Below are 13960 nucleotides of genomic sequence, written 5' to 3' on the forward strand. Positions count from 1 at the left end.
GCCATACATATTTAAAGTTAAAAACATCGAACATGGAAACATCGATAGATAAGATGACATCAAATAAAAGCTAAGACCATCGTGTAGCTCTAACGATGTATACATTACATGTCAAATTGATAGGTTGGTTCCATCAGCGAAACAGAGAGTGATCCTAGTGTATAGACACCGTCATCTTCGTTATGTAAATGTTCGAATATCGCATTAGTGGTGACACAAGGGGCACCGAGTAGTTTTGTCACGTACTGATAGAAAATTTCAGTTGCAAAAATTTCATCTAACATTTGACCCGTAAATACGAGATTCTCAATGTTTTCTCCAGCATTTTTAAGTTCTAAATCTGTAATTTCATCACGATATGTCCAATGTCCATACTTTTCAGTATTGTCAAAACCAGCGAATACATAATCAACATCATAGCGAATACTTCGTTTCATAGGAAAGACCTCCTAAAAGATGATATATACTTTATTGTATGAGGGGTATATAGGATTAAGTCATCATGGATGTGACATCTTCATGATATTGTATGAACGGTTTTTTGAACGATTACTATGATTTAAGTCGTTAGAGAATGTATATGTAATCAAGCGCTCAGATCTAATCGATTAAGAGAAGAATACAAAACCATATTCTTATAAATAAAAAAGATTAAATAGAATGAATAAGAATTAAAGATAGATTAAAAGAATTAGGAAAAATGACAGTCCGAAAATCCTTTTGACACCAACGTTTTCGAGAGATTAAGAAGATTGTAAATATGTCAGATATAGTTTCTTTTATTCAAAGGGGCTATTTTTTTTTCATTTCCTTTTTGATAAATCATATCCAACAGCCAATTTTATTCGCTATATATTTGAAATAAAAACGATTGTATTTGATTTTTTTCCGAAGATGTAAAAAATAAAAATGACCTTATGAAACACAGGTCATTTACGATGCCTTTTGATGGAATGAATCAACAATGGATATAGATTCGGGATGCTTTCATACAATTTTTCAAAATGAGGCATGCCAAAAAGACCATCATGCGATCGTCAATTTTTCAACTTTATGTTTTAGTTGTTGATGAAGGTAAAGAATCGGCTCCTTGAAGAAGAGTTGATGCTCACTTGAATGAATTAAGTCTTCACGATGGTGAAGAAACGCTTGTTTCAAGTCAGCCAAGACTTCACGGAACGCTGATGCACCGAACGTATCACTCATAGAGTAGAGAGATTCACGGCTTACTTTTAGTGCATCGAAATCGAAGAACTCACCAACGCGCTTACGCAACTCGAACCAAGCAATTTGAGCATCTGAACGCTCTTCTTCTCGGATCACTTTACTGTCTTGAGATTTGTCTAATGTCAATTTAACGAGGACTGGACGCGAAATATCTTGAACGCGTTTTTTAAGCGTGAGATTTTGCTTTACCACATTTAAGAAATGACGGCTATCTTCTATAAGGGACACTTGAAGGAATTTCAAACGAGCCATCATCTTTTGAATGGCAAGTTTGTGGCCACAGTATTTAGGCAAGAAGCCTTTGATCTCGTCATAGGTAAGGATGGCTTGGTCATGTGATTGAACATGGATATCTTTTTCAACTTGTACGAGTGTACGTAACGCAAGGCGCAAAGCGTTCACGTTATCAAGCATGAGTAGTTCGGAAAGAAGATCATGCCAAATAGACGTGTACCCGGTCTTCGAAACGACAGAGGCTCCGTCAACATAAAGATCACGATAATTCTCAAGATAATCGGTTAGTTCAATCGAGAGCACTCCAGGGAAATGCCGGACAAGCCGTAACAAGCCATGGCTCTCAAATGTTTTTAAATTATTATGTAAAGAACGGACAGACGTATGAGCGGAAGAAGCAAGCTCGGTATCTTCCATAAACTCAATCTTACCTTGGTCATCTGCATAAGAAAGAAGTGTAAGGACATGGCGAATCCGTGACTTTGTCCACTTAAAAGAAGTGAAGCATGTAGGGATGTTATAGTGATGCTGTTCATAGCGATAGTGATCAGCTCGTTTCGTCCAACGAGTTAAGCCACTCATCGCGACGAGTAGTTTGTTTGCAACTAAAATGTGACGGTTTTTGTAAGCCACGTACCCTACACCTCCTCTATCCTAAAATATGCTAGTTTTAGTATCTTGTTCTTTCGAGATAGTGTCAAAGTGTGGGTTTGGTACGATCTATCGCGACCAAATTTGATGAAACGTTGATGTTAAGCCATTTTAGAGCTATAAAAATGTGTCATTTCAGTACGATGGTTTGCGACCAAATTAGGAGTAATTGCTTAAGAAAGCCATTTGAGAGTGATTCAGAGTAGAAATTTCATACGAAAAGTAGTTAAAATGTCGTTTCAGTACGACGGTTTGCGACCATTTTAATAAAAGTGTCGTTTCAGTACGACGATTCACGACCAAAACAATCGAAAATGCGGTTTCAGTACGATAATTTGCGACCATTTTTAAGAGACAGACACTTAAAATTTTTTTGGTTTTTCATCAAAAAGTTGAAAAGTGTCGTTTCAGTACGACAAATTGCGACAAAAACCAATTAAATGTCGTTTCAGTACGATGATCTGCGACCAAATTAAGAGGCGTGTCATTTTAGTACGCAATTTGCGACCAAATTCAATTATAATGTCGTTTCAGTACGCACTTTTACGAATCATTTCACCCTAAAGCGAACGATTTTGTAAAAATGTTCTTTCTAAAGTACTCATAAGTGTCATTTCAGTACGAAGAGTTCATTCATCTGGGTAACAAAAATGATATGATCACATCACTTAATTCTAGTTTGAAAGGATGGCGCTGATAGTTACACGCTGGCGTTCACCTATATTAATTCATCAATCCACCTAAAAAGCGTTCCATGTGAAACATAGACTAAAGAGCAAACATAAAAAAAGAAGAAGCCTTCGATATAGTAGGCTTCTTCTATGTTTTGTTTCTATTAAAGCAGCAATGTATCAGGATGGTTTAATAGCTCCCATGATTCGAGCGGGTAAAACGTGAAGAAGTAGTAGTCGCCCGAACGATGCCAATCTTTCAAAATAAATTCATGTTCCTTGATACGATCAAGATTTGCTTCAAGTTCCCGCAAGTTCTCTGACTTTCGTGATTTATTGAAGCGAATCGAATAAGTAAATTGACGCCAATGCCGACGAACCGGACTTTGTTCCCCTGTCTGAAGCGACGCAATGCGTTCTTTTTGAAGGACGAACGCCAAATGATACGCAAAGCTCCCTTTCAACTGTTCAATCTGTTCACCGTAGATACTGACGATTTGCTGCTTGAGTAGATCATCATACACTTCTTCAGCTACTGTGACGATGACCTGACTATCCGCAAGGGTTGTGGCGTTCTTGATGGTAACGGAAGAAAAGAGGCCCCGGATAAAGAAATCGCCTTCTTCATTGTGCCCAGCTACTCGATAATAACCCAGTTTCATAAGGCGTTTTGTTGTTAAGTCATAGCTCTTTCCACTCTTGTTGGCATAGAGTTTCTCAACTAATTGAACGAGTGGAAAGATGATCTTGCGACTCGTTTGGAACGAGATATCCCGGTATGACAAGATCTCGGTAAAGGCCTCGAAATCTTTCGCATCTAGATCAGGTACTTTACCATTTAACTCTTGAATAAACTCTTTACTAACCAAAACAGAAAGATTCTGTGGAACGCCATCTTTATATTTCGGGACGACCGAGTCGTAGTTCAAAAGCTCGAGATTAAGTTGTGACGCATCATTGAGCTTCTCATCAAGTTGCTCTGTTTTATTTTTGATGCGATCAGACATCCCGAAAAATGGAATATCAACAGCAAGTGTTGGTGAATGATGTGCTACACGCTTGGTTGAATCAATTTCCTTTGCAACTTCCCCTAATATCATGAGCACATCTGTTTTTAACGTCGTAGTTTTTTGATTGACAGTTTTTTGAGACCAGTACGGATACGTATGGATTAGTTGATTTGGATCTTCTGCCCACTCTTCAATCTCGGTGATACAGAGATTCATATAGTCTTCAATTGTTTTCACGTGAAACTCTTTGTAAAGTCCTTCAAAACCTGCAACTTTTACATAAGCTGAGATCATATCGTGTTTGGCTCGCAGTTCTTTGTTATAACCACGATTCTCTTGATAATTTCGCACAGCTGTTTTTACCCAGCGACGTTTTAGTTTCATAAAAGAGTAATAACGAATTTTCTTATAGGCGCTTTCGATATTTTCAAGCGCATAGTGCTCCTGATAGAGCGTTGAGACAAATTCATGAATATCAAAAATGGATACACTATGGAGGATCTCCTCCATACCATGCTGCTTAATTGTATTAACCGCTTGCGAAATAATGAGTTGTTGCGAGCGGCTGTTGGAGGATGAATGGTTCTCCATATTAATCACCTCTTCTTCACTAAATATAGCACATTTGTAAAAGTGCATACTTTTGTAATTAAATATCTTTCTAAATAATATTTATTTCAATTACCGTAAAAGTATGCGCCGGCGCATACTTTCTAAAGAATAAGTTAATCACGATGTGAAATTAGTTAGACAGATATATTCACGTGGTTATTTTATTTATTTGTATGGAGAAAATTCAATAATGATTTTCTAAATGAAAGGGGAAGTATTTAGATATCCAAAAGACATTAAATATGTTTTAGGAAGACATATTGACTGACAGAAAATAAAACAGGGATCTAGAAAACGTCTATTCTTAAAATTGAGAACAGAATCATCTGGGCTACTAATTTGAATAATATTGTTCACCTTTCTGGCGCCCTTGTTTTCCGGAGGCAACCCCGGAAACGCATCGCAATTTGAGTCCCGTTGAGTTTCTTTCCAGCAGGAATCGATGTGCCGTTGTGCGAGCAACACAAGAAGCCGTCCTTGGATGGCCTCAAAAAAAAGCCCTGTATATACTCCGAATCGGTCCAAACCGGGGAAACGAGAAGTTAAATACCACGTTTGTTCGTTATCCAAAAGGAGAAACCCGGATGTATCACGCCAAAAATCACGTTAGACCAGCTGCTCCCGTAGGGTCACCTTTTCCGAAAGTCGAAAGTTCGAACACCTAATCGATTTCTCTATTGTGTACTGTTGTGTACTGTTTCTGCCCTCCTCGAGAAGTTTTCATCTAGCCGAATGAACCGACGCGAAGAATCTCCGCGGGTCTTAGTTTCACCTTTTACAAAGAAATCATGAAGAACCAGCACACCAATCTGGTTGTAGCCACCACAAACATGAAGAAGTTGGCCAACCTGTTGGACTGAAAGGAAAGTCCACATAGTATTTCTTGAATTCTATGGAGGTAGAACGTCTCAAGAAATCAAAATCTACAAAAAAGACGAATCACTCCTATTTTGCGACCTGATTCGTCAATATACTATTAAATGTTTATATGCTTTTTCATATCTATTCTGATTTCACAAAAAATAAAAACAAGCAGTAAATACACCTAAAAATGGCATATAACTGCTTGCTGAGATTTGTTAATGGCGTTATTCTTACACTTACTCTTAGCCCGCTTTAATGTTCTCTTCATTTTTTGCTGGTTTCAGGAAAGGCGTGCTAAGCGTCGACAAGGAAATTAATGCTGCTAGAAGGCCAAATGTTATCAGTGTCCATTGAGCAGAGATGTAAATCACCAGCAGGGATGAAATAGCCCCGCCGATCGGCAAAGATACCGATTGAATAGTAATTGCCACTCCTGATATTTTACCGAGCATATGGTTAGGCACTCTAACTTGAATCATCGTATTCCAGCTGATTAGAACTAGCACTGCAGAAGCGTTAAGAATCATACCTGAAAGTATAACCGCTGCATAGACAGTAGTCGCTCCCATCGCTACAATACTCAAAGCAAATATCAATGTCCCCCAAAAGATCAAGGTCTCGTATTCATATTTCTTTGCTAACACCGGAGCATATATGCCCATTAGAAGCATTGGAATAAATTCAAAGAGTGTGAAGGAGAATCCGAACATAAACCCTTTTACATTCAATACTTCTAAAAGATAATACTGAATCAGGCTGCCTACGCTACCTGTGGCCAAAAAGAGGCCGAATGTAATAAATAGACCATAATAAAGCCACGTTTGGTTTTTGATATAGCTCAAACTGTTGTTAAAGTCAGACCGCATACTGCTCTTCTCATTTATCTGAATAGCATTCAATTGCTGTTTGATCGCCAAAATCAACAGAGAGGAAATCAGAAAAGAGACAGCATTTATCATGATATTAGTCCATGGTCCCATGAAACCGATTAAAATACCGGCAACCATCGGCCCGCCCAAACTAATAAAAGATCTTGCCACATTAAATAAACTGTTGGCGTTAACAATGTCTTTCTTTTCTACAATGTTAGGCAGTGCAGCATCAAAGGAAGGAGTATACAAGGCGGCCAGACTAGAAAGAATAAATGTTAGAATAAACAATCCGGATGCGCCTACAGAAATGGAGAACAGATAGGTCATAAAATACAAAAAGGTAATGACCGCTGCAATTAAATCTCCCCAGAACATGATTTTCTTCCGGTCATAGCGATCGGCTATTACTCCTCCAGTAAATCCGAACAACAGGCCTGGAAGTAGAGAAACAGTAAAGTTTACAGCCATCAATGCTGCAGATCCAGAAATTTCATAGACGAGCCACGGCAGCCCGAACCGTTGCATCTGAGTACCAATCAGTGATAAGGTTCGGGCCCAGAACAATTTGTTGAAATCACTGTTGTTTTTTAACAGATTGACAAAATCAGAATTAATTTTTAATTGATTTAAGATTTTAGACATTAGCAGGTTCCTCTAAAAGCTGTGATAGCTCTTCAATAAAATTTTCTTCTTTATACGTTTCTTTTACTTTCTGAATGTAGCGTGAGGCTTCTTCAATAGAATACAATTCCTTCAGCAAAAAAGCTTTATTGTAAATATAGCTCGGATTGTCAGGATCATGTTCCATAGCGTCGTTTATAGACTTTAATGCTGCACCATGACGTTGCTGAGAGTAGTAGCAAACAGAGAGGTTAGCCAGCCAGTCAGCTTTTGGTGCATCTGCTAATAAGCTTTCATATAAAGCAATCGCCCGGTCTGTATCCTCTACGTTTAAATAAGCCAGGGCTAAGTTGCTTTTCGCATCAGCAGAGAGAAATGCTTTTCTGCTGCTTAACAGTTCAATTACTGCCTCATTTTTGTTGTGTTCCAGCAGAAAGGCTGAATAATTTACCAAAGCTTCTTCATGCATGGGATTAATTTTAAGCGCCTTAGAATAACTATCCTCAATTGCCGACTGGGGATAAGCATATTGAGTTAAGAACTCGGCTTTTTCAATATAATAGGAAGAGTTGTAAGGATTCAGCTCGAGAGCCCGGTTTATACTGAACTCGGCATTTTCAAGATCCCCAATCCGACTTTCAAATTTAAACTTGTCATACCAGTAATCAGGATAATAGGGATCGATAGTCAACAGCAAATCATAATACAATTTCGTCTGCAAATCGTTTCGGAGCGCCTTGCTTGTCAATGTGCAATTGTAAATTAGCACAGATCTGTGCAGTATATGAGGTTCTGACCCGTATGCTTTAAACAAGGTCCGATGACCATCTTCACAATATTGATGAGCCAGTTCAAAGTTTCCTTTTTTAAATTCTGCCAAAGCTCTTCCATTTCTGTTAAAGACGAAAAGGTATGTATAGTCCAATCCCAGTGCTTCTTTGTTATGCTGAATGGTTTTTCTACCGAGTTCAAGGTACTGTTGCGATTTTTCAAAATCCAGATTGTTTTTGTCGTTGTGTCGCATGTACAACATGGCAAGACAGTAATAAATATCTGCTATCAATTTCGGGTCGTTTGAATGTTCGAGAACATGAAGATATTTGTCTTCTCCTTTCTCAGGCATATCAAATAATACATAGGCAAGCCCGGTAAACATGTGCATTTCATAATTTTCCGGATGTCTCTGAAGATAAAGGTTGCCCAAGCGAATGGCATCCTCATGCATTCCAAGGCTGATGTAAAACTGAAACTTCTCTTTTATAAGTGCTGAGTCCCAGTGAAGATCTTGCGTAAGGTATTCCCGTTTGCCATTCGTTGCAGAAAAATAATCTGCGTTGTTTTCAAAATTTAAAACGAGATTTTTAGGCTTTTGAATTTGTATCCGCTCAGTTAATGTTTTAAGAAACATTCTTTCTGCTTCGTTCGTGTCTTTCAGGTTATAAAAAGAAACTTCCAACCGGCGGTCATCATTCTGATTCTCTGCTACCGTCGCTAATACATCGCATAAAAAAAATACGGGATATTGCACTTTGCTGAATTGATAGAATCGAATCCGCTCTGAAAAACCTACAGAGGAAGTAATGCTCTGCTTCGGCGATTGGACGTCGCGGTCAACAGGGAAGAAATAACGGGAATGTTCCCAGTCTAATGCCAATTCAATTTCTGACCGCATTTCCAGATAATAAGGATATAAATAGTCCAGCAACGGTTTAAGGTTCTCAAATCCTAATGAGTTTTTTTGAAATGTTACTGAGATATTGATTTTGTTCATCGTATGTATGCCTCCTTATATAGTAAAAGAAGAGCTAGAAGCTCTTCTTTTTTTTTAGTTATAGCCAAGAACAACCTTAGCGCGAACTGAGTTCTTTTTGATGACAACAGTTTTCATAGTTTTCAGCCTCCTTATGCAGTTGATAGTGAATGACTTAAGAATGTTAAGTATTAGTTGTATCCGAGTACAACCTTAGCGCGAACTGAGTTCTTCTTAATGACGACAGTCTTCATAGTTTTCGGCCTCCTTATGTAATAGATAAGTAAAAGACTTAAGAATGTTAAGTATTAGTTGTATCCGAGAACGACTTTAGCACGAACTGAGTTCTTCTTAATGACAACAGTTTTCATGGTTTTGACCTCCCTCTAACGTTATGAAATGAGTATATTCTGTAAAATAACCACTTACAACAAACATTATGGAAATAAATATAAAGATACTAATATTCAAACACAAATAATACTTTTTATGGATAATAGTAAGTGCAGGAATTATTAAGGGGGAAACAACTTGAAATATCCAAGAATTAGAAAACATCTTGTGACAGTTCCCGTCGATAAAGGTATTTTAATTGGGAGTTGTGAAAATACAAATATTGAAATTGAAGATACAGAGGGTTTGTTTACTAGCATTCTATTTTATTGCGACGGCACAAACGATCTTGCATCCATCCATTCTAATTTAAAATCTGAAGGATATGAAATTTCTTCCGAGGAATTAATGAATATTATCCAGCAATTCTCTGAGGTGGAATACATAATGGAGGATGCTGCTAATGATCTGGAAATTGAAAATAAGGAAAGACAGAGCAGAAATTTAAATTTTTTATCCAACTTTGATGCAAAAGGAGATAAGAAATACGAGTATTTGCAGAACATAGTTGATTCTACAGTCATGATTATTGGGTTAGGAGGCGCAGGAACAAATCTCATCTATAATCTGGCATCATTCGGCGTTAAAAAAATTATTGGAATCGATTATGACGAAGTTGAAATTTCGAATCTAAATCGTCAAATTCTTTATAAGGAAGCAGATGTAGGAATGAAAAAAGTCAGTGCTGCACAAAGAGCACTGTCCGAGTTTAATTCTTCAATTGAGTTTATAGGAATTGATAAGAAAGTGAATTCAAGCAGTGAGATTGAAAGCATGTTAGAGCAGTATGAATGCGATTACTTGTTGTGCGCTGCCGATCAACCGAGCCTGAAAATTTTACAGTGGTGCAATACAGCCTGCATGAAAACAGGCACAATTTGGTCGTATTCTAATATGGTCGAATATGTTTCGCGGTTTCAAACAATCATTCCCGGCATTACGTCTTGTTACGAATGCTTAGAGCAGGAGATATTTCAGTTTGAAGAAGCAAAAGAGAAATATATACAACTGTTAAGCGGGAAATACGGAGCGCAAAATGACTGTATTCTAGCTAATTCCAGCTTGTTAGCTTCTATGCTGACTTTTGATTTAATAAAACTCCTGGCCGGTATAAACCATTCTAATATTGCATCTCTCAACCACATTGTTCAGATTGACCATTTCACAAATGATGTCACACATCAAGAAGTAAGCCGACATCAAAACTGCAGCTGTTGGAGTAAAAAGGAGTCATTAATATGTTAGAAGACAACCGATTTGATGCTTTAAATAAAATTGAAGCAGACATGGGAATGCAGGAATTGGTGAATTTCACTTTAATGGATGTATTTCATGAAGGGGACAGCCAGTACCTAATTTATATTTCGGATTCAGAGAGCCATGAGACAGATATGCTGTTTTTCCAATTTGATCCTCTTGGAGGGGACTTAATCGAACCGAATAATATCAGTGAGGTTTTAACCCAATATAAAATTGCAACGGAGGTAGAATAATATGGATTTGATGCTTGAAAGCGTAAGCCTACCCGGCGTAAGAAAATACCTGTTTTCTCACCTAGAAAGCAGAAGCGCTATTATCAAAGAAATGGAAAAGTTTGCTGTTACACACAATGCTCCGATAGCAAGCGCAGAAGTAGGAAACTTCTTAAGCCTTCTTACAAAAATAAGTGGAGCCCGAAACATTTTAGAGTTGGGATCTTCAATCGGGTACAGCACTTTCTGGTTTGCTGAGTCGATTGAAGAAGGCAAGGTAACGTATACGGATTTATCAGAAGAAAATGCAAAGACTGCGCAGGAGTTCTTGAGGAAAGGAAATCTGCAGCATAAAGTCAGACTCCATGTTGGCGATGCTCTGGCCTTTGCACGAGATACAGAGGAAGAATACGACATTGTTTTTATTGACTTGGATAAAGAGCTTTATATGGAAGCGTTAAAAATAGTCTTGCCTAAAGTAAAAAAAGGCGGAATGATCATAGCGGATAATACGATGTGGGGAGGCCGGGTCAGATGGGAGCATGCGGATCAGCGCACTCAAATAATTAAAGAATACAATACTTACACTCATAATAGCTCTGAACTGCAGTCAGCCCTCATCCCTATAAAAGACGGCCTTACCATATCGATTAAAAAGTAACTACTTAAACTAAGAATCTGCCCTTTTGTTTTTTTACTAAGTCTGTATATAGTTCTCTTTTTAAAAGAGAGAAGAAGAATAAAGCCTGTTTGTAACAAAAACTCGCTTCATCAAAACTTTCTTCAGTTTTCTCGCAACATTGCCCTTTGTAGTAATAAAAATTACCCAGCAGAGACATGTTTTCAAGTTTGAGCGAAGTTTCTATACCTTCATCAATGACTTGGATGGCTTCAGAATAGCGCTTCATGTCATAGAGAGTTTTCGCCTTATTATACAGAACTCTTAATCTGTAAATTTTGGGATCCAGTCTTGGCGAAGAAGAGTATGTTTCGGTAAAATCAATTTTTTCATAGTAATAAATGGATAGGTCGTAGTTTTTTTCCAGTGCATAAATAAAAGCAAGCGAGTTCAGAATACGCTCGCGAAGAAAATCTTTGCTTAGAATTAGATTGTACTCCCGAGCCAGCAAAGCTTTTAACTTGATGGTTGTAGCTGTACTGTTGTTTTTTTTCAGAAAGAAAAGACAGAGCGTATGCTGCCATTGCAGAAAGTGGTAGAACCAAGGGTTATTCTTTTCCGAAACCTGTTCTAATTCTTTGGCTACCATTTCATATACAATATCAAATCGCTGAGACAAAGATTGCTCCTCGATGTACACAATCATCTCGTGAACATATTCGTAATTATTTTCGAACATAATATTAAGAAAATAGCTTAAAGGTTTCTTAAGCTTCAAAGATATTTTGTAGATGATATCCAACCCGGGCAACATTTCGCCTCGTTCGATAAGACTAATCGTGGGCTGGGTGCAAATATCTTCACACAATAGTTTTTGTGAGATCCCTAATTCTTTTCTTAAAGAACTTATTTCGGAACCTAGCTTCTCCAACTGCATCCTTAAAACACCACCAAATAATTTAATCTAGGAGTTAATATACTAAATGAATACATTAAAATCCATTGTATCGATTATCGTAATTTTTAGTTTTTTTACAACCGCTCCAACATTTTCAGAACCAGCTTATAAAAACACGGAGGTTTCTACATTTTCAGATCTGCCTTACGAAGTTTAATTAAAGAACTACTGAAGATGCTGTCATAAACTTTTCTTGGAACGACGTAGGCGTCGATGATGAAGTTTTATCTTTCTTTTGTAGACCGCGCGGTGGCCGAGCCAAAAGTAACTCTTAAGCTTTCGGGTCCGATACATGTAGCCTGTGATCATGATTTGTCTTGAAATGAAGCCGTGGGCCCCGGTCTGCCCGACGATGTCCTTGAATTTTTTTTGAAAGACATCGTTTCTTTGGAAACGCGGTTGATAGACCTGTCTGACCGTCTGCTGAAGCTAGAAATCTCTCCACTCGCCCTTAAGTGCTTCTACATCTGATGTTCCTGAGTGGCTTAGCATTTAAGAATTTCGACATTTGCAGGTATAATGATGTTGTTCTAAATTTTTATTTCTTCGAAACGGGCCTATAACAAAATAGAGATTTAATCTGAATCAAAAATTAATAGTGAAGGATGCCTTTCCATAAAAAATGGACAAGGTATCTTTTACTTTACTATTTTATGAAAGAAATAGAGTGAGAAGTACAATCTACTAACCATCTTCTTTGATTTTATATTTAACAACCTTTATAAATAAAACGAAAACACAATTATAAAGTAAGGTAAAATAGCTATAAATCATTATGACATCTTATCTGCTCATGATTATTGAGGATAAAGCAGATCAAAAATAGAGTTATTCAAACGGTAATTCAGCATTCGATATATTCGATAATCGATTAATAGTTTGTAAATATCCATTCGTCGTACCTATCGATTCGTGACCGACTAATTGCATGACCCCAATGAGTGGACTACCATTGCTAAGAAGTTTCGTGATATAAGCACGACGGAACCAGTGGGGAGGATTACTATTCTCTACTGCTACGAACTCCACAGCCTTATGAGTCATCAGACGGAGTGCTTCATATGTCATCGCATCTCCTGTCTTCTTCGTGCTGAAAGCGATGAATTGAGAATCCTCTTCTTCGATCATCATGAGTGTCTGCAATCGATTGATCAGGTGACTGGCTTTTTCGGTGAGTGGGATTCGACGCCATTTATCACGTTTTCCCTTGACACCGAGGTAGAAGGTGTGTTGATTCCGTTTAACATCACTAAATTTCACAGTGAGAAGCTCTGAAGCACGCATCCCAGTCGTCAACAACAAATAGCCAATGGTTTCATTTCGGAGCTCTATGAGTTCCTTTTTTTGTGCTCGTTGAACCGTATAACGAAATGATTCAGCAATGCGTTCAATCTCTTCAAAATCAACTTCTCGACGAAGGGGTTCTGGTCGCTTTTGATTTTTTACATGGAAAGCTAAGTTGTGTTGATGATATTGATTGATATGAAGGTAAGTTAAGAGACGCTTTAACATATTGTTCTTGCGTTGTGCCGTGCGAGGTGAATATTGCTCGTTTACGTCAAACAAATAACGATGAATATCTAGAACGGTTAAGCGCTTTAGACCTTCGGTATTGGTCATCACAAAACTGAGAACGAACTCGAGATCTTGCTTATAGGCACGACGCGTGTGCGGACTCTTATCAGCGTAGATTGGGAATAATTCCGTTGCCCAGAACAATTCAATCACTTCGATGTCAGTTAACGTATCGAGATCGATATGGTCCTTTTTCAGCGCCTCGGCTAATTTAGGATTCGCCCCGGTCAATTCTCGCAATGCCACTTCGAACGCCTGCTGCTTTTTCTTGATCTCCATGCTTCTTCCTCTTTTCTAATCAATTTTCATAAAAAATGAAACATATGAATAGTATCAAGGTCTTTTTAATGTAATACGTATGTATTTCATTAAAAATACAATGATTATTATATCTATTTTTAGTGACTATAAAGTAATACGTCATTAACATA

10 protein-coding genes are annotated in these 13960 nt (G+C 37.8%); 3 read left to right on the top strand and 7 right to left on the bottom strand.

Annotated elements, in window-relative coordinates:
* Positions 1-104 precede the first annotated feature (104 nt).
* The 5 genes from KB235_RS15470 to KB235_RS15490 form a co-directional block, all read right to left on the bottom strand.
* The gene (locus KB235_RS15470; RefSeq protein ID WP_211781045.1) at positions 105-437 is read right to left on the bottom strand and encodes a hypothetical protein; all 333 of its coding nucleotides are present in this window, start codon (positions 435-437) and stop codon (positions 105-107) included.
* Between the two features lie 589 nt (positions 438-1026).
* Positions 1027-2094: a hypothetical protein gene (locus tag KB235_RS15475; protein WP_211781046.1), complete on the bottom strand. Its 1068-nt coding sequence runs from the start codon at positions 2092-2094 to the stop codon at positions 1027-1029.
* An 853-nt stretch (positions 2095-2947) separates the two neighbouring features.
* Positions 2948-4384, bottom strand: a complete 1437-nt coding sequence (locus KB235_RS15480) for a hypothetical protein (RefSeq protein ID WP_211781047.1) — start codon at positions 4382-4384, stop codon at positions 2948-2950.
* Positions 4385-5511: 1127 nt separating this feature from the next.
* Positions 5512-6783, bottom strand: coding sequence for an MFS transporter (locus KB235_RS15485; RefSeq protein ID WP_211781048.1), 1272 nt, complete (start codon positions 6781-6783; stop codon positions 5512-5514).
* Positions 6776-8533 carry a tetratricopeptide repeat protein gene (locus tag KB235_RS15490; RefSeq protein WP_211781049.1) on the bottom strand — a complete coding sequence of 586 codons (1758 nt, stop codon included), beginning with the start codon at positions 8531-8533 and terminating at the stop codon, positions 6776-6778. The genes KB235_RS15485 and KB235_RS15490 overlap by 8 nt, the downstream gene beginning before the upstream one ends.
* 510 nt (positions 8534-9043) lie before the next feature.
* Here KB235_RS15490 and KB235_RS15495 point away from each other — a divergent pair.
* Genes KB235_RS15495 through KB235_RS15505 form a run of 3 tightly spaced genes read left to right on the top strand, consistent with a single transcriptional unit; the run spans position 9044 to position 11038 of the window.
* Complete coding sequence (locus KB235_RS15495) at positions 9044-10150, top strand: ThiF family adenylyltransferase (protein WP_211781050.1); 1107 nt, start codon at positions 9044-9046, stop codon at positions 10148-10150.
* Entirely contained in the window at positions 10144-10398 is a 255-nt protein-coding gene (locus KB235_RS15500; RefSeq protein ID WP_211781051.1) for a hypothetical protein, read from the top strand. The genes KB235_RS15495 and KB235_RS15500 overlap by 7 nt, the downstream gene beginning before the upstream one ends.
* Before the next feature lies 1 nt (position 10399).
* Positions 10400-11038 carry an O-methyltransferase gene (locus KB235_RS15505; RefSeq protein WP_211781052.1) on the top strand — a complete coding sequence of 213 codons (639 nt, stop codon included), beginning with the start codon at positions 10400-10402 and terminating at the stop codon, positions 11036-11038.
* A gap of 4 nt (positions 11039-11042) precedes the next feature.
* On the opposite strand, the gene KB235_RS15510 is transcribed toward KB235_RS15505, so the two are convergent.
* On the bottom strand, positions 11043-11933 hold the full coding sequence (locus KB235_RS15510; protein WP_211781053.1) for a helix-turn-helix domain-containing protein: 891 nt from the start codon (positions 11931-11933) through the stop codon (positions 11043-11045).
* Positions 11934-12782: 849 nt separating this feature from the next.
* Complete coding sequence (locus KB235_RS15515; RefSeq protein WP_211781054.1) at positions 12783-13808, bottom strand: tyrosine-type recombinase/integrase; 1026 nt, start codon at positions 13806-13808, stop codon at positions 12783-12785.
* Between the last annotated feature and the right edge of the window lie 152 nt (positions 13809-13960).

The organism is Exiguobacterium alkaliphilum, assembly GCF_018138125.1.
Taxonomy (GTDB): domain Bacteria; phylum Bacillota; class Bacilli; order Exiguobacteriales; family Exiguobacteriaceae; genus Exiguobacterium; species Exiguobacterium alkaliphilum.

Excerpts from the sequence above, each read along its gene's own strand:
- KB235_RS15505 (WP_211781052.1), top strand. The coding sequence starts at position 10,400 with ATGGATTTGATGCTTGAAAGCGTAAGCCTACCCGGCGTAAGAAAATAC.
- KB235_RS15485 (WP_211781048.1), bottom strand. The coding sequence starts at position 6,783 with ATGTCTAAAATCTTAAATCAATTAAAAATTAATTCTGATTTTGTCAAT.
- KB235_RS15480 (WP_211781047.1), bottom strand. The coding sequence starts at position 4,384 with ATGGAGAACCATTCATCCTCCAACAGCCGCTCGCAACAACTCATTATT.
- KB235_RS15515 (WP_211781054.1), bottom strand. The coding sequence starts at position 13,808 with ATGGAGATCAAGAAAAAGCAGCAGGCGTTCGAAGTGGCATTGCGAGAA.
- KB235_RS15470 (WP_211781045.1), bottom strand. The coding sequence starts at position 437 with ATGAAACGAAGTATTCGCTATGATGTTGATTATGTATTCGCTGGTTTT.
- KB235_RS15510 (WP_211781053.1), bottom strand. The coding sequence starts at position 11,933 with ATGCAGTTGGAGAAGCTAGGTTCCGAAATAAGTTCTTTAAGAAAAGAA.
- KB235_RS15500 (WP_211781051.1), top strand. The coding sequence starts at position 10,144 with ATGTTAGAAGACAACCGATTTGATGCTTTAAATAAAATTGAAGCAGAC.
- KB235_RS15490 (WP_211781049.1), bottom strand. The coding sequence starts at position 8,533 with ATGAACAAAATCAATATCTCAGTAACATTTCAAAAAAACTCATTAGGA.